This is a genomic window from Rhodococcus sp. NPDC079359 (assembly GCF_040702585.1).
Taxonomy (GTDB): Bacteria; Actinomycetota; Actinomycetes; order Mycobacteriales; family Mycobacteriaceae; genus Rhodococcoides.
In genome coordinates this window covers 170,553-187,487 of record NZ_JBFBLH010000010.1, presented here as the reverse complement: position 1 = coordinate 187,487, position 16,935 = coordinate 170,553, and the positions used below count along the sequence as shown (strand labels likewise).

Here is a 16,935-nt window from a genome sequence, read left to right as displayed (position 1 = left end):
ATCGACACGACGAACACGGGGTGGGGACTTTCAGTTGGCCACCAGTGGGGACCTCGACCTGGCCACCAGTGGGTACTTTTTCATGGCCACGGACACGACCGATGGGCAAGTACCCGACGATTGCGCGATCGATGCTTATGCAAAGGCTGTAGACGCACAGGCAGGCACCATTATTCTGGTGCCAAACCACTTAGCGTGCTCGAAGAAGCTAGGAACCGCTTCGCAGGTAGCGGGCGAACCCGAAGACGTAGACGTCCTCAAACCGACTCCTGGTCTACAGACCGATTTCGTTGACGGCGTTCCCGACGCGGGGTGCATGTTCGCGACGGTAGACCTCCACCGGAGTCGAGGCTGGCGTGTCCGGTTTGGCGGGCGATGGCTGGACCGCCAGCGCCGTTGCGGGTGCCTTGGGCGACGAAACCAGCTCGTAAAGAGTGTCCGCCGAGTTTGGCCAGGCGTGGTCATAGCCCGCGTGCTCGGCGCGGCGTCGGATGGTTCGGTGGATCGCCGCCCCGCACAGCACTGTGGCGCCGAGGTTGCCGTTCTTCGCGATCGCCCTCAGCAGCGGTGCGCGGGCGGCGGTCCGGGGAATTCCCATGGCAGACGCGGTCGGTGAACGGTGCCGGCTTCCGTAGCGGCCGGGTGATCGAGGGGCGGCCACCGGTGTCGAACGCGGCGAAGATCTGTGTACACCGAACACCGGACATACGCGCAGGGCGGGAAGGTCTCGTGGGAGTCGGTGAACGGCAGCGCCTTGACCGCTTCCCTGCCTTCTTGGTCGGCCTTCGACTTTCGTAGCTGCATGTGCAAGCCGTCGTGCCGATGCACGGTCACGTCCCCGCATGAAAGTTCCGAGAGCTCGCTGCGCCGGAAGGACCCAGCAAACTCCGTAGCAGAATCGCCGAGTCGCGGCGTTCGAGGACATCGTCGGCATGTAGCGATCCGATGTGAACGAATCGAAGGTCTGGCAAGTCCACGCACGTCGATTCACGACCATCTGGATGCTCACGAGGCAGTTGTGACAACGTTGTGACACCGAGACCGAACGCCACAGAGCTCGAAGCCTCTGACCTGCGGAAACGAAATTTTTGACCTGCGGAAATGTCGATTACCGCGGATCTGAAATCCGCTGTCTCGGTTGTCCACTCAAATCCGTGGTAGACCGCCGAAGTCCACGCTACCACCCGAAAAGCACTGTCCTAGTCCAGAAATCTGGATCCATATGGACTCCGGTGCCCCCAGTCGGACTCGAACCGACACTGTGCGGATTTTAAGTCCGCTGCCTCTGCCAATTGGGCTATAGGGGCCACCGCCGGAGGTTCGCTCCGGCGGTGACGATCATATCGGGCTGCTACTGCGCCGGGATGACCGGCGGCACGAACTCGAAGGTCATGCCGAGTAGCCATACGAGCAGCAGGACTACCGGGAAGTGAAAGATGAACTGCAGGAACGTGAATCCGATCAGATCGCGCGCTCGCAGACCCAGTACGGCCAGCAAGGGCAGCATGAAGAACGGGTTGATCAGGTTCGGCAACGCCTCGGCGACGTTGTAGATCTGGACGGTCCAGCCCAGATTCATCTGCACATCGGTGGCCGACTGCATCACGTACGGCGCTTCGACGAGCCACTTGCCACCGCCCGAGGGAACGAAGAGTCCGAGTACAACGGTGTAGATCGCGATGACCACCGCGAAGCCTCCACCTGACCCGATCTCGGTGAAGAAGGTCGCCAGATGCTCGGAAATCGTGATGCCTCCCCGGCCCTCCGCCTCGGTGAGCATGGCTGCCATCGCGGCGTAGAGCGGGAACTGCACCAGGATCCCGGCAGTAGCGGGCACCGCCTTGCTGACGGAATCGAGGAAGCGCCGCGGGGTGCCGTGCAGCACCAACCCGAGCATCAGGAACACCAAGAGGTACCCGTTGAGGCTGCTGACCACCGACAGCACCGGCAGCGTCAACAATTGGGAGACAAGCCATCCCAGCGTCATCGCACCAACGAAGAGCGGAAGAATTCGGCTGTACTCGAGCCACTCCCCCGGTCGACTGCGCGGAGCAGGCTCCGACACCGTGTCGTCGAGATCGACCTCCATGTCTGCGGCAGTCTTGATCGCGGCACCCTTGGGAGCCGACACATGCGCGATGACGACCGTCAGAACGATGATGATCACGCACATCAACAGCGACTGCCACGTGAAGATGGTGGTGCCGAAGTCGAGTACACCGGTGACCGAAAGCAGCGTTGCCGGAAGCGAACTGGCCGTCGCCTGTAGCTGCGCAGCCGAGGACGACATTCCCAGCGCCCACACCGCACCGAGTCCCATGAACGCAGCGGCACCCAAGGCCCGGTAGTCCACGCGGAGATCGTCACGCCGCGCGATGGCACGGGCCAACAGTCCCGCGAAAACCAGCGATAGCCCCCAGTTGAGGAACGACACCGAGCAGGACAGCAGCGCCACGAAACTCACTGCGCTACTGGAGCTCTTGGGCACCTGCGCCAATCGAGTGATGAGCCGAGCGACCGGTGGAGAGGTGGCCACGACGTAACCGGTGAGAACGACCATCGCCATCTGCAGGGTGAAGGCGGTCAGGTCCCAGAAGCCGTTTCCGAAGGCGTCGACCACATTCTGCGGAGACGACCCGTTGGCGAAAGCAGCGACAGCCACGACCACCACGCCGACGAGAGCGAAGATGTAGGCGTCGGGAAACCACTTCTCGGTTCCCCTGGCGAGCATCTGCGCGACGCGCGCCAAACCTTTCTCGGCCGGCGCCTGGTCGGCCGGAATCTGCTCGGCGGGTGACGTCATCGGTGGTCCTCACCTCGAAGGGAGCCGTGACGTGGGCCACAGCACCTGTAAGGCTTCACCGAATCATGCAGTGATGCAACCTACATCGCCGCAGACCGCATCTGCAGAATTGCAGATCAGATCCTGATGGACATCGCGATGCCGTCGAGGATGTCGTGTTCACTCACCGTCAACGAGCTCACAGCACCCCGCCGCTCGAATTCCTCGGCCAGCACGCTGCACACAATTGCGCCGCCGCCGATGACGTCGACCCGTCCGGGATGCATGGGGCCCAACGCACTTCGTTGCGTATGAGTCATGCCGATCAGTCGCTCGCACACCTCGAAGAGCTGATCGAACGGCACTCGCGAGAGGTGCACGGCGTCGGCGTCGTACTCGGGCAGTTCCTTGGCGATGGCGGCGATGGTGGTCATCGTGCCGGCAACCCCCACCCAGCTCGACGCGTCGCCGATCGACACTTCCTCGAACGCCTCCGCCAACTTCTCGCGGGCGTACTCACGCGCACCGTTGATCTCGTCCGCGGTGGGAGGATCCGAATGCAGGAAACGCTCGGTCAGGCGCACACACCCGATGTTGGCCGAGAACGCGGCCTTCACTCCTTTGGCGTCGCCCAGCACGAGCTCGGTCGAACCGCCGCCCAGATCGACAACCAGGAAAGGTCCTGCAGCAGAGTCGAGTTCACCGACAGCGCCGGCGAAGGACAACCGAGCCTCCTCGTCGCCGGTGATCACCTCGGCCTCGGCACCGGGGATGACTTTGCCGAGTACCTCGCGCACCATCGAGAAGAAGTCCTCGCGATTGGACGCATCACGTGTGGCCGAGGTGGCGACCATGCGCACTGCGGTGGCCCCGGTCTTGCGGATGATCTCGGCGTATTCGACCAGCGCCACCCGGGTGCGCTCGATGGCCTCGGGTACGAATGCTCCGGTGGCGTCGACTCCCTGGCCGAGTCGCACGATCCGCATCTCACGAGCGACGTCGGCGAGGGATTTGCCGTTGTTGTCGGCGACGAGCAGGCGGATCGAGTTGGTGCCGCAATCTATTGCTGCAACCCTGGTCATGATTTCTCCGCACGTAGTTCTTCGATGGTCGGCCAGTCGGCCGGAATAGCTTTGCCGCGCAACGAGTTCTCGGCGGCCAACGCAACCGACTCATCACCCAGCGGGTTGACGCCCGGACCCTTGGCCAACGAGTGCGCGATCAGCACATGGAGGCACTTGACCCGATCGGGCATGCCGCCACCGGTGAAATCGGTTCCGAGAGATTCGATCTCGTCACGCTCGGCCAGATAGGACTGATGGGCGCGCAGGTATGCCGCAGCCAATTCCGGGTCGGTACCGAGACGTTCGGTCATCTCGCGCATCACGCCGGCCGATTCCTGCCGGCTCGCCTCGGCCGTCAGCCGGGGGTCCGTCAAGTAGAACAGGGTGGGAAAAGGCGTGCCGTCGGGCAGCTTCGGGGCGGTTTTGACCACACCCGGCCTGCCGTCCGGCGATCTGTACGCGATCTCGAGTACGCCACGCGGTTCACGTCCGAGTTGCGATGCGACCGCATCGAGATCTTCCTGCGAGACTGCCGAGGAATTCACCCGACCGGTCCTCCTTCTGGTTCTGGCACCGGCGGCACGGCCGGTGCGGGTTCTGGCTGTACGACAGGCATCGGTGCAGACGTCGGCTCCGGGGGCTCGTCCGATCCCTGTGGCTGGACCGCGGTGTTCCACAATTCGGTGTACCACGGTCCCTTCGGAGTGTTGTCCACTGCGAGGTCCTCGGAGCTCGGCGAGTAGTCGCCGGGCAGCTGGACCTGATAGGGCGTCTCCCCCGGCATGACGAACCGCAGACGTTCGCGAGCGTCGGCCGCGATGCGGGACGGCTCGTCGAGTTGAGACTTCTGAACCTGCAGGCGGTTCACGTCGTCTTGCAGCGCCTGCCGTTCGGCCAGCACGGATTCGAGCTCACTGCGTTGCGAGAAGTAGGTGCGCAGCGGCACGGCCAGCGTCAACGCCAGCGCACACACCACGACACCGAGAATGACGGCTCGTCCGGTGGACAGTCCGAAGAACGTCCGCTCGGGCATCTTGGGCCGGCGAACACCGACGCGTCGAGGCGCAGCCTTGCCGCCGACCACCGCGTCGCGCACCTGCTCGGAGGGTTCCGGTGGGGTGGCCTGTCGGCCGGAGGCGTTCGCGTCACGCGAGACGCCCCCGGCCTTGGACCGACTCGAAGAGGAGGAACGGCCGCGGGGTCGGGGATCACGTCCACCTGGACTGGTCCCGGACCTGCCGCGCCGTGCCATCATTGACCTCTCCACTTCGTGTCATACGAGCCTGTTCGCTATCCCTCGTAATTGAACCGGGGGAAAGACAACTCGCCGGCGTAACGCGCCGCGTCGCCCAGAGCTTCTTCGATACGCAGCAACTGGTTGTACTTGGCGACGCGCTCGCTTCGAGCCGGAGCACCGGTCTTGATCTGGCCGCTGCCGACGGCAACTGCCAGGTCAGCGATGGTGGTGTCCTCGGTCTCGCCGGACCGGTGGCTCATCATCGTCTTGTAGCCGTTGCGGTGCGCGAGATCGACTGCGTCGAGGGTCTCGGTGAGTGTGCCGATCTGATTGACCTTGACCAGCAGTGCGTTGGCCGCACCCTTGACGATGCCGTCTTCGAGACGCTCGGGGTTGGTGACGAAGAGATCGTCGCCGACGATCTGCACCTTGTCGCCGATGGCCTCGGTCAGCGCAACCCAGCCGTCCCAGTCGTTCTCGTCGAGCGGATCCTCGATGGAGACCAGCGGGTAGGCGTCGACGAGCTCGCCGTAGAACGCCGACATCTCCTCGGCTGACTTGGTCTCACGCTCGAAGGCGTAGCCCGTGCCTGCGGTGTAGAACTCGGTGGCCGCCACGTCGAGAGCGAGCGCAACGTCCTGACCGGGCTTGAGGCCGGTCTTGCCGATGGCCTCGAGGATGAGGTCGAGGGCAGCCTTGGTGCCGGCGAGGTCGGGAGCGAAGCCGCCCTCGTCGCCGAGGCCGGTGCCCAGGCCCTTGGCCTTGAGCACGGCCTTGAGTGCGTGGTAGACCTCCGCACCCCAGCGCAGCGACTCCTTGAAGGTCGGCGCGCCTATGGGGGCGATCATGAATTCCTGCACGTCGACGCCACTGTCTGCGTGCGCGCCACCGTTGATGATGTTCATCATCGGAACGGGGAGGATGTGCGCGTTGGGGCCACCGAGGTAACGGAAGAGTTCGAGTCCGGTGGACTCGGCAGCGGACTTCGCGACCGCGAGCGAGACACCGAGCAGGGCGTTTGCGCCTAGGCGAGACTTGTCGGGCGTGCCGTCCAGATCCAACAGAGCCTGGTCGACGGTGCGCTGCTCGATGGCGTCCAGGCCGATGACGGCGGGAGCGATCTCGTCCAGCACTGCATTGACGGCCTTCTCGACACCCTTGCCGCCGTAGCGGTCTCCGCCGTCACGAAGCTCGACGGCCTCGTGCTCACCGGTGGATGCACCGGAGGGAACGGCGGCGCGACTCAGCGTCCCGTCGTCCAATGCGACCTCGACCTCGATCGTGGGGTTGCCACGAGAATCGAGGATTTCGCGCGCTCCGACCTGCTCAATGATGGCCACGAATGCTTCTCCTATAAACGGGTACCGACGGACTGTGCCGGGTGCAAGACTAACCGCTCCCCTGTGATGTCCGCGATGCATGGAGGTCCTACGGCCTGGTGCCCACCGAGTACGCGGCCGCACGATCGCGCACATCCCGCAGATACTGACCCGACAGGTTGTAGGCCATCAACGCCGTCTCCCAGCCCTGCGCGGTTCGCAGATCACCGCCGCGCGCACACAGGTATCGAGCAGCGGTCAGCGCGGCGTCGTCGATGTTGTCGGGATCGGCGACGCCATCGCCGTTGGCGTCGACACCCCACTTCTTCCACGTCTCGGGAATGAACTGCATGGGGCCCATGGCCCGGTCGAACTCGGTGTCACCGTCCATGACGCCGCCGTCGGTGTCCGGAATCTCGGCGACGCCCGGTCCGCCGTCGAGAGGAATCCCGCGGATCGGCGGTGCGACGAGACCGTCGGGCGCGACCGACGAACCCTGGTAGGTGCCGTGCCGACTTTCGATGTAGCCGATTCCGGCGAGCGTCGTCCATGCGATTCCGCAATCGGCATCTGTCTCGGTCATGATCGCGGCCGCGTGCCCGTACGAGGCCAACGCGGTCACCGAAATGCCCAACGCTTCGGTCTGTGGTTCGGCCCAGGCGAGCAACAGATCGGCCGTCCGCCCGGGCGCGTTGAAATCGATGGCCGGCACTTCGGTGCCGGGTCCGGGCGGGATGCCCTCGGGAATCTCGCGCTCGGGTTCGCCGGTGCCGCACGCCGTCAACGCGAGAAGGACCGACGCTGTGGCGAGCACGCAGATACGGGAGATCACCACTCCATCCTGCACACGCAAGGTAATAGAAAGCTAAAGACGGAGATAACCCCTGGTCAACGCGTATTCGAGCCGGGTTGCAGGGTGTATGTTCTGGTCAGCCCTCACGCATGAGGGTCGCCTACCCTTTGCGAGGGAAGGCGTACCAATGTTCGACGCACCGCAGGAGCCTGATTCATGCCAGTTCTCGCCGCCGCAGGCTCAGCGCCGTCGATCGCCACCCAAATGTTCGGCAGTGGCTTGATCGGCCTGCGTGAAGGGCTCGAGACCGGCATCGTCGTGATGATCCTCGTCGCGTTCCTCGTCAAAGCCGATCGCCGCGACGCGCTCAAGTGGGTCTGGCTGGGAGTAGGCCTTGCCGTCGCCATGGTCGCCGCCATCTTCTTCGTGATCCATTACGGCACGTCCACCGTCACCGGGTTGACCGCCGAGATCATCGCCGGAGCGGCGTCACTCGTTGCTGTGGTGATCGTGACGGCGATGGTGCTCTGGATGCGCACCGCCGCGAAGAACATCTCCGGAGAACTGCGGGCGAACATGGAGAAAGCGCTGACCGTCGGGCCCGCCGCAGTGCTGACGCTGGCCTTCTTCGCGGTCGGCCGCGAAGGCGTCGAAACTGCGTTGCTCATGGTCGGCTACGCCGAGAACACCAACGGCAGCCTGTGGCCACTGCTGGGACTGCTGCTCGGAATCGTCGTCGCCGCTGTCCTGACGGTATTCCTCTACTTCGGTGCCGTGCGCGTCAACTTCGCGGTGTTCTTCAAGTACACCGGCATCTTCCTGATCGTCGTCGCCGCCGGGATCCTCGCCTACGGCATCCGCGCACTGCAGATCGGTGGAGTCCTCCCCGGCGGCAGCGCCGTCGCCTTCGACATCACCGCACACTTCGACGCCTCGAGCTGGTACGGAACCGTGCTCGCCGGCATCTTCAACTTCCGGCCCGAACCCACTGTGTTCCAAGCGATCGCGTGGGTGCTCTACATCGTGATCGTCCTCTACCTCTTCCTCCGCCCGGTCCGTGTTCCCGCGACACCCGAGCCTGCTCTGCAATCCTCCTGAAAGGCACCACCACCATGCGTCGTACCACCTACGCTCTGGCCGCCGTCGCGGTTCTGCCGATGGCTCTGGCCGGCTGCACCGAGAAGTCCTCCACCGAGGCCGCGTCGGGCGATATCGCCGTCACCGCGACCGACTCCTCCTGCGACGTCGGCGCTTCCGAGGGCACCACCGGGAACTCGACGTTCCAGATCACCAACAACGGCAGCAAGGTCACCGAGTTCTACGTCTACGGCGAAGGCGACCGCGTCATGGGCGAGGTGGAGAACATCGGACCCGGCCTGACGCGTCAGCTCATCGTCGCCCTGCCCGATCCCGGCACGTACCAAACCGCCTGCAAGGCAGGCATGGTGGGCGACGGTATCCGCGCCGACTACGTCGTCACCGGCGACTCGGTCCGCACCGCAGGCGAGGACGGACTCCTCACCGAGGCCGCAGCCGGGTACAAGCGGTACGTCGTCAGCCAGATCGATGCCTTGCAGGAGACCACCGCCTCGTTCGTCACCGCCGTCAAGAGCGGAGACGTCGACGCGGCCAAGGCTCAATTCCCCATCACGCGTAGCTATTACGAGCGCATCGAGCCCGTCGCCGAGAGCTTCCCCGACGACCTCGACCCCCGCATCGATCTGCGTGAGCCCGACGTGGAGCCAGGGGCCGAATGGACCGGCTTCCACCGCATCGAGAAGGACCTGTGGACACAGGGACTGCAGCCCGACACGAACGCGATGGCCGATCAGCTCGAGGCCGACATCACCGAGCTCGCAGACAAGATCAAGGCCGAAGACTTCACCATCGACCCGATCCAGGTGGCAGGCGGCGCACAGGGATTGCTCGACGAGGTCGCCAAGACCAAGATCAGCGGCGAAGAGGACTTCTTCTCGCACACCGACCTGTGGGACTTCCAAGCCAACGTCGACGGCTCGCAGGCCGCCATCGCCGCCGTCCGCCCCATCCTCGACGAGCGCAACGCCGAGCTGGGCACCGCGATCGACGCACGCTTCGCCGAACTCGATGCCGAACTCGCCAAGTACCGCAACGGCGACGGCTTCGTCTTCTACGACACCGTGACCGAGCCGCAGCGCCAGGAACTGTCCAACAAGATCGACGCATTGTCCGCCGAAGTGAGCCAGGTGCAGGGTGTCGTTGCAGGACAATAAGACCGGCCAGTTCTCCCGGCGGCGCCTCTTCGGTGCCGTCGGGACCGGTGCTGCACTCGTCGGAGTCGGGGCAATCGCGGGACATGCGACGGCGTCGGGCGCCGAGGTGCCGACATCGGATGTCGTCGAATTTCGCGGAGACCATCAGGCCGGAATCGTCACCCCGGCCCAGGATCGCATGCACTTCGTCGCCTTCGACATCACCACCGATTCTCGGGAGGATTTCGTTGCGCTGCTGAAGAAGTGGACGCTGATGGCCGAGCGGTTGGTGCATGGTGAGGAGACCTTCGACGGCGGCGCGGTCGACGGTGGCGAGTACAACGTGCCGTCGGATACCGGCGAAGCACTCGGCCTGACGGCGTCGTCGCTGACGTTGACGATCGGGTTCGGACCGTCGATGTTCGATCGATTCGACCTGGCATCGAAAAAGCCTGCGTCCCTTGCCGATCTGCAGCATTTCCCGGCCGACAACCTAGACCCGCGTCGCTCCGGCGGCGACCTCTGCATCCAGGCCTGCGCCGACGACCCGCAGGTTGCCGTCCACGCGATCCGCAACCTCGCTCGCGTCGGATTCGGCACCGTGTCGGTCAAGTGGTCACAACTCGGGTTCGGGCGGACATCGTCCACCTCGACTACCCAGGCCACACCGCGAAACCTGTTCGGCTTCAAGGATGGAACGGCCAACCTCAAGGCCGAGGACCCGTCGTTGCTGGACGACAACGTGTGGGTTGCTGCCGATGATGATCAGGAATGGATGGCCGGCGGCTCGTACCTCGTGGCGCGTCGAATTCGCATGCTCATCGAATCCTGGGACCGCACCACGTTGAAGGAACAAGAGCGAGTGATCGGGCGCAGCAAGGGAACCGGCGCACCGCTGGGCCAGAAGGACGAATTCGACGCACTCGACTTCGAGTCCCAGGGACCCGAGGGCACCTTCATCGACAAGACCGCGCACGTGCGCTTGGCGTCGAATGAAAACCTCGGTGGCGTCCAACTCCTGCGTCGGGGATACAACTTCACCGACGGATCCGACGGCTTCGGCCACCTCGACGCCGGACTGTTCTTCATCGCCTACTGCCGCGACCCACTGACCCAATTCGTCCCGATGCAACTGGCACTCTCGCGCAAGGACGCACTGAACGAATACATCCAACACGTCGGGTCTGCGGTATTCGCCTGCCCACCCGGCGTCGAAGAATCCGAGTATTGGGGTTCGACACTGTTCGAGTAGACGTGCCCGCCCCCCGTCCGCGTCAATGGACCCTTGCATACGTCTGACCGCTGCAAGGGTTCATTCACGCGAGACCCCGGTCTGCGTGGATGGCACACTGCATACGTCTGACCGCTGCAGTGGTCCATTGACGCGGTCGAGCGGTGAGTTCGTACAGTCGGCTCGGTCCATACGTCGTACGTCCTATCATCGACTTCGGGAGCACACATGGGACAGCTTGTTCGGGTACAGAACTTCACCGTGTCGAGCGACGGAATCGCTGCGGGGGTCGACCAGAGCTTCGAGAGCCCGTTCGGACTCGACCATCTGGCCCTGATGGGATGGTACTTCGGCACCGCCAGCTTTCCTGGAAACGCCGGTTCGGGTGGTAGTCGCGGACTCGACGACTACTTCGCCCGCGACTTCGCGAACAACATCGGTGCCGAGATCATGGGCCGGCACAAGTTCGGACCCCAACGCGGACCGTGGACCGACCACGAATGGCAGGGCTGGTGGGGTGACGAGCCGCCGTTCCACACTCCAGTCTTTGTGCTCACACACCACGAGCGACCCTCGATCACGCTCTCCGACACAACGTTTCACTTCGTCGACGGGGAGCCCTCCGAAGTACTGAAGCAAGCAAAGGAGGCAGCCGACGGTAAGGACGTGCGACTCGGCGGCGGCGTCACCAGTATTCGGGAATTCCTCGACGCCGATCTCGTCGACACCATGCACATCGTCGTCTCGCCCATCGAATTCGGCTCGGGCCTGAAGCTGTGGGATTCACCCGACGAGTTGAACGACAGATTCGAGCACGAGGTCGTCCCCAGTAGCAGCGGCATCACTCATCACTTGTTCTGGCGCAGGTAGCCGGGCCGGATCAATGCCACTTTGTTGCACTCTGACCGACTGAACCCCACATTGATCCCAACCCGAGGGACGAGGGTACGGAGAGAGAGCGGGCGGGGTGGTGAGCCCTCAGCCTCGCAGACCCCAGTGCTCGATCCAGTCGAGTGCAGACATCTCCCCCGGCCCGATGCCTGCATTGCGGGCGGAGGCTTCGGCATTACGGATCAACACAGCGAAATCCAATACCCGACGCCTCAGCAGGTCCTCGGCACTGTCTCCACCGTGCGAGTGATCGACCCCGATGTGTACGACGCGTAGGCCGTCGGGAATCAGCTCGTCGGGCAGGCCTGCCTTGGTGGCCCGTCCGATCACTTTCTGCGCCAGGGCGAGTGACGGCTGAGACAGGGCGATTCCGTCGACGCAGGATCCGCGTGCCTTCTCCGACGCCTTCTTCTCTTCCCAGGCTCGCTCTTGTTCGGCAATGTCGATGGGGCCGTTGCCCGTTCGACCGAGGTGTGGGCTGCGATGGGTGAGTTTGGCGACGAGTCCTGCGGCGACGTCGTCGACATCGAACGCGTTCTCGGCGGCATCCTGAGCGATCCTGGAATGGAACAGCACCTGCAGCAACAGGTCTCCGAGTTCCTCGCGCAAGTCCACCAGGTTGCCCGCGGCGATGGCGTCGAGCAGCTCGTACGTTTCTTCCAGCAGGTAGCCCCGCAACGACTCGTGAGTCTGCTGCGCTTCCCATCCGCCGAGGGTGCGCAGCCGATCCATGAGCCGGACCGCCGCAATGAGGTCGTCACCGGGCAGCTTCTCGGCGGCGATGACCCGTTCTCCGCGTGCAATCCGTTCCTGGACGTCGGGGTTGGCGGGATCGGTGCTCACCAGCACCGCGTCGACGGCGTCGGGCGCAGCGGTTCCGGAGAACAGCCACCGCACTCGCACCGGCACTTCTTCGGTGAATTGCACTGCACCGCCGAGAAATTCGACAGCATCCACCGGCACTTGTGTGGGCCGAACAGGGTCGAGCAGAACTACCGTCACCGCTACACCCCCACTGTTTGCTCCAACAACACCGACCGAGATGGCTTACCGTCCAAGGATAGGATGAGATCGGCGATGAACTGCACCAATTCGACGTCGCGTACGCGCGCCGCCCCCACGCCGCCGCCTTCGACGCGCGGCAGCGGCAACTGCACCACACCGGTGGTGGCCCGATAGGCAGCGCTCGGGTAGAGCCGCTTGAGGCGGATCTGCTTGGAGTCGGGCAGGTCCATCGGAGCCAGCTTCACCTGTGTTCCGGCAACATTGACGTCGGTCAGGCCGTATTCCTTCGCGATAAGCCGCAGCTTGGCGATGGAGACCAGGCGGCCGACCTCCTCGGGCAGCGGACCGTACCGGTCGACGAGTTCTTCGATGACCGCGTCGATGCCCTCGGAATCGGCTGCCGCAGCGAGCTTTCGGTAACCCTCGAGGCGCAACCGATCGCTGGTGACGTAGTCCGGTGGGATGTTGGCGTCGACGGGAAGGTCGATGCGCACTTCCTTGGGGGCTTCGTCGGTGGTGATGGGCTTTCCGTCGGCGGCCGCGCGGTACGCCTCGACTGCTTCACCGACGAGCCGCACGTACAGGTCGAATCCGACGCCCGCGACGTGACCGGACTGCTCTGCTCCCAGAACGTTTCCGGCACCGCGGATTTCGAGGTCCTTCATCGCCACCGCCATACCGGCACCGAGGTCGGAGTTCTGCGAGATGGTCGCCAATCGGTCGTAGGCCGTTTCGGTGAGCGGCTTCTCGGGCGGGTACAGGAAGTACGCGTAGCCACGCTCGCGGCTACGGCCCACTCGACCGCGCAGCTGATGCAACTGGGACAGGCCGAGCGAATCGGACCGCTCCACGATCAGGGTGTTGGCGTTGGAGATGTCGAGGCCGGTCTCGATGATGGTGGTACACACCAGGACGTCGGTCTCGCGCTGCCAGAACCCTTGCACGGTGCGCTCGAGTGTTTCCTCGTTCATCTGACCGTGCGCCGTCGCCACCCTGGCCTCCGGGACCAGATCGCGAATCTTCTTGGCGGCCTTGTCGATCGAGCTGACTCGGTTGTGCACGAAGAACACCTGGCCGTCACGCAGCAGCTCACGCCTGATGGCCGCGGCGACCTGCTTGTCGTTGTACGCGCCCACGTAGGTGAGCACCGGGTGCCGCTCCTCGGGCGGAGTGAGGATGGTCGACATCTCGCGGATGCCGGCGAGGCTCATCTCGAGCGTTCGCGGAATAGGAGTCGCAGACATCGTCAGGACGTCGACGTGGGTTCGGAGCGACTTGATGTGCTCCTTGTGCTCGACGCCGAAGCGCTGCTCCTCGTCGACGATGACCAACCCGAGGTCCTTCCAGGCGACACCGGTCTGCAACAACCGGTGCGTACCGACGACGATGTCGACCGTACCGTCGGCCAGCCCCGCCATGACCTCTTTGGATTCGGAGCCGTGAGTGAAGCGCGAGAGCCCCTTGACGGTCACCGGGAACGACGCCATGCGAGCAGTGAAGGTCTGCAGATGCTGTTGCGCCAGAAGTGTTGTCGGCACCAGCACGGCGACCTGCTTGCCGTCCTGCACCGCCTTGAATGCGGCGCGAACCGCGATCTCGGTCTTGCCGTAGCCGACGTCACCGAGAATGACGCGGTCCATCGGAACCGCCTTCTCCATGTCGGCCTTGACGTCGGTGATGGCCGTCATCTGGTCGACCGTCTCGGTGAATCCGAACGCATCTTCCATCTCGAGCTGCCACGGGGTGTCGGGTCCGAAGGCATGCCCGGGAGCTGCCTGACGAGCCGCGTACAGCTGCACCAGCTCGCCGGCGATCTCGCGAACTGCCTTGCGCGCCTTGCGTTTGGTGTTGGCCCAGTCGGATCCGCCGAGCTTGCTCAGAGACGGCAGCTCGCCGCCGACGTAACGCGAGAGCTGATCGAGCGAGTCCATCGGGACGAAGAGTCGGTCTCCAGGATGGCCGCGCTTGCTGGGTGCGTACTCGACGACGAGGTATTCGCGTCGAGCACCACCGATGGTGCGTTCGACCATCTCGACGAATCGACCGATGCCGTGCTGATCGTGCACGACGCTGTCGCCGGCGACGAGCGCGAGCGGATCGACCTGATTACGACGCTTCGCCGGGAGCTTACGTCCCTCGCCCGCTGCGGCCACGCGGTTGCCGGTCAGGTCGCTCTCGGTGACGACCACGAGTTTCGCGTCGGGAAACACCAGACCGTCGTGCAACGATCCACACAGGACGTTCACGATGTCGGCGACCGGGACCGCACCGGAATCGAGATGTGCCGCAGGCACTTCGGCCTCGGCGAGGCGTTCGATGATGCGGGTGGCGGTACCGGCGCCCGCGACCGAGATGACCGCACGACCACCGGTGGCGATATGGGCTCGCAGCGTGGCGAACAGGGCCGTCAGTGCTTCCTCGGACCCACGGACCTCCGGGACCGAATCGACGGCGAGTTCGACTTCTTCGCCGTTTCCGGATGCCAACGGGCTGATGGTCCACCACGGCCGACCGTGCACCTGAGCCGACTCCCGAACCTGTCGCAGCGAACGGTAGGCCGAGGCACCGAGATCCAGTGACGCACCTTCGAGGCTGGAGGTGTCCAGGGTGGAGGTATCGAGCGGCGCAACTCCACCGATCGATGCTGCCGTCCAGGATGCTTCGAGGAACTCCTGGCCCGTGCGTACCAGATCGGTTGCGCGCGTGCGGATTCGCTCGGGGTCGCAGAGCAATACGTGTGTACCTGCGGGGAGAGTATCGGCGAGCAACTGCAATTCACCCGGCTGCAGCAGCGGCAGCAACGCCTCCATGCCCTCGACCGGGACGCCGGCGGACAGCTTGTCGAGCATCTCGACCAACGCGGTGTCGCCGGCGTTGTCGGCTGCGAGTACCGCGGCGCGGTCGCGAACTTCCTGGGTGAGAAGCAACTCGCGGCACGGCGGAGCGATGACGAGATCGACCTCGTGATCGGGCAGCGAACGCTGATCGGAGACCGCGAACGCGCGAAGCTCGGTGATCTCGTCGCCCCAGAATTCCACACGCACCGGGTGATCTGCCGTCGGCGAGAAGAGGTCGAGGATGCCGCCGCGGACGGCGAACTCACCGCGCTTGCCGACCATGTCCACGCGCAGGTAGCCGAACTCGACGAGTCGATGGATCAAGCCGTCGAAGTCGATGTCCAGGCCGACCTTCAGGGTCACGGGTTCGATCTCGCCCAGACCGGGTGCCATCGGCTGCACCAACGAGCGGACGGTGGTGACGATGACGCGCAGAGGATCGCCGTAATCGGTGTCGCCGGGGCGAGCGAGCCGGCGGAGTACGTCCAGCCGCTTGCCCACGGTGTCGGCGCTCGGTGAGAGTCGCTCGTGCGGAAGCGTCTCCCACGACGGGAACATGACAACGCCGCCGCCGAGGATCTGGCGCAGTTCGTCGGTGAGATCGTCCGCTTCACGTCCGGTGGCGGTGACGATCAACAGCTGCGTGTGCTGAGCGATCGCGGCGGCAACGAACGGGCGAACCGAGTGCGGTCCGATGAGCGTGTGCTCGGCGGTTCCGATCGCATCGGCGACGGCCACCATGGACGAATCCGTCAGCGCGACGCTGGCCAGACCCGAGAGTTGCAGCGCCGCGTCGGGAACGATCGGGGCCGGCCCGGATGGAGAAATGGCAGGCAGAGAATCGGAAGACAACAGCAATGCTCCTAGAAGCGATTCGAGGCGACGGCTGCTTACGCACAGTCCTCAGCGAGTCTATGGGAGCACACCGACAGCCCGGCAGGCGGGAGACGCCGACGGACTACCTCAGAGCTGCGTCCAACATCGCCGCGAGAGACTCGGCAGCAGCAGCCGAGTCGTACTCCGGGTCGTGCAGGCGCTCGGTGACGATCGCATCGATTCCCCCGCCGACGATGATGGCCAGGGTGCGCGAATCGATGCCGGCCGTCCCGCGAGCCCGGACGGATGCGTCGATGAGGTCGGCCAACGGACGCCATCGGTCTTCCGGGGTGTGCCCCAGAGCCGAGTTGCCGAGCGCCTCGACCAACATCCGGGTGTGCGTCGGGTGATCGCGTAGGTGGCCGATCATCGCACGCACGTACGCCTCGGGTCCCTTCCGCGCGTCGACGGCCTCGACCGCGGCAGCCACGTCCTCGACCAGCGCTGCGAGAACGAATCGATACGCCGCGTCGATCACCGCATCCTTGGTCCGAAAGTGATACAGCACAGCCGCTTTCGTGATTCCGGCACTGTCCGCGATGCGCGCGAGCGAGACCTTCGCATACCCGTGCCGGGCGACCGCGTCGATCGTGACGTCGATCAGCTGAGCGCGTCGCGCGCGCTCGATGAAGCTCGGTTCTCTCGTTGCCACGCTCGCCAGCCTACCGT

Annotated in this window: 14 protein-coding genes and 1 tRNA gene; 4 read left to right on the top strand and 11 right to left on the bottom strand. The window is 64.6% G+C overall.

What is annotated here, in order from left to right; all coding sequences use genetic code 11:
* Positions 1-274: 274 nt before the first annotated feature.
* From AB0362_RS21675 to AB0362_RS21640, 8 genes are all read right to left on the bottom strand, one after another.
* Positions 275-598: a hypothetical protein gene (locus tag AB0362_RS21675; RefSeq protein ID WP_316628930.1), complete on the bottom strand. Its 324-nt coding sequence runs from the start codon at positions 596-598 to the stop codon at positions 275-277.
* A 635-nt stretch (positions 599-1,233) separates the two neighbouring features.
* Positions 1,234-1,307 (bottom strand) — tRNA-Leu (locus AB0362_RS21670).
* Positions 1,308-1,351: 44 nt separating this feature from the next.
* Positions 1,352-2,803 carry a TIGR00366 family protein gene (locus AB0362_RS21665; protein WP_149405188.1) on the bottom strand — a complete coding sequence of 484 codons (1,452 nt, stop codon included), beginning with the start codon at positions 2,801-2,803 and terminating at the stop codon, positions 1,352-1,354.
* A 116-nt stretch (positions 2,804-2,919) separates the two neighbouring features.
* Complete coding sequence (locus tag AB0362_RS21660; RefSeq protein WP_149405187.1) at positions 2,920-3,864, bottom strand: Ppx/GppA phosphatase family protein; 945 nt, start codon at positions 3,862-3,864, stop codon at positions 2,920-2,922.
* The gene (locus AB0362_RS21655) at positions 3,861-4,391 is read right to left on the bottom strand and encodes a DUF501 domain-containing protein (RefSeq protein ID WP_032404265.1); all 531 of its coding nucleotides are present in this window, start codon (positions 4,389-4,391) and stop codon (positions 3,861-3,863) included. The genes AB0362_RS21660 and AB0362_RS21655 overlap by 4 nt, the downstream gene beginning before the upstream one ends.
* Positions 4,388-4,942 carry a cell division protein FtsL gene (locus AB0362_RS21650; protein ID WP_262498262.1) on the bottom strand — a complete coding sequence of 185 codons (555 nt, stop codon included), beginning with the start codon at positions 4,940-4,942 and terminating at the stop codon, positions 4,388-4,390. Before AB0362_RS21650 ends, AB0362_RS21655 begins: the two co-directional genes overlap by 4 nt.
* A 194-nt stretch (positions 4,943-5,136) precedes the next feature.
* Positions 5,137-6,423, bottom strand: a complete 1,287-nt coding sequence (eno, locus tag AB0362_RS21645; protein WP_149405186.1) for a phosphopyruvate hydratase — start codon at positions 6,421-6,423, stop codon at positions 5,137-5,139.
* Between the two features lie 88 nt (positions 6,424-6,511).
* Entirely contained in the window at positions 6,512-7,234 is a 723-nt protein-coding gene (locus tag AB0362_RS21640) for a lytic murein transglycosylase (protein ID WP_094639811.1), read from the bottom strand.
* A gap of 177 nt (positions 7,235-7,411) precedes the next feature.
* Between AB0362_RS21640 and efeU the strand changes: the two genes are divergently transcribed.
* The 4 genes from efeU to AB0362_RS21620 all read left to right on the top strand — a co-directional run bounded on the left by efeU (position 7,412) and on the right by AB0362_RS21620 (position 11,527).
* Entirely contained in the window at positions 7,412-8,293 is an 882-nt protein-coding gene (gene efeU, locus AB0362_RS21635) for an iron uptake transporter permease EfeU (protein WP_149405185.1), read from the top strand.
* A gap of 14 nt (positions 8,294-8,307) precedes the next feature.
* A complete protein-coding gene (gene efeO / locus AB0362_RS21630) occupies positions 8,308-9,447 on the top strand; it encodes an iron uptake system protein EfeO (RefSeq protein WP_317532657.1) in 1,140 nt (379 codons plus the stop codon).
* Positions 9,428-10,678, top strand: a complete 1,251-nt coding sequence (efeB, locus tag AB0362_RS21625) for an iron uptake transporter deferrochelatase/peroxidase subunit (protein ID WP_317532656.1) — start codon at positions 9,428-9,430, stop codon at positions 10,676-10,678. The genes efeO and efeB overlap by 20 nt, the downstream gene beginning before the upstream one ends.
* Before the next feature lie 207 nt (positions 10,679-10,885).
* Entirely contained in the window at positions 10,886-11,527 is a 642-nt protein-coding gene (locus AB0362_RS21620; protein ID WP_317532655.1) for a dihydrofolate reductase family protein, read from the top strand.
* Positions 11,528-11,635: 108 nt separating this feature from the next.
* Here AB0362_RS21620 and AB0362_RS21615 read toward each other — a convergent pair whose 3' ends face one another.
* The 3 genes from AB0362_RS21615 to AB0362_RS21605 all read right to left on the bottom strand — a co-directional run bounded on the left by AB0362_RS21615 (position 11,636) and on the right by AB0362_RS21605 (position 16,918).
* A complete protein-coding gene (locus AB0362_RS21615) occupies positions 11,636-12,550 on the bottom strand; it encodes a MazG family protein (protein ID WP_317532654.1) in 915 nt (304 codons plus the stop codon).
* 2 nt (positions 12,551-12,552) lie between these two features.
* Positions 12,553-16,131 carry a transcription-repair coupling factor gene (gene mfd, locus AB0362_RS21610; protein ID WP_317547808.1) on the bottom strand — a complete coding sequence of 1,193 codons (3,579 nt, stop codon included), beginning with the start codon at positions 16,129-16,131 and terminating at the stop codon, positions 12,553-12,555.
* A 217-nt stretch (positions 16,132-16,348) separates the two neighbouring features.
* Positions 16,349-16,918: a TetR/AcrR family transcriptional regulator gene (locus AB0362_RS21605; protein ID WP_317547695.1), complete on the bottom strand. Its 570-nt coding sequence runs from the start codon at positions 16,916-16,918 to the stop codon at positions 16,349-16,351.
* Positions 16,919-16,935 lie beyond the last annotated feature (17 nt).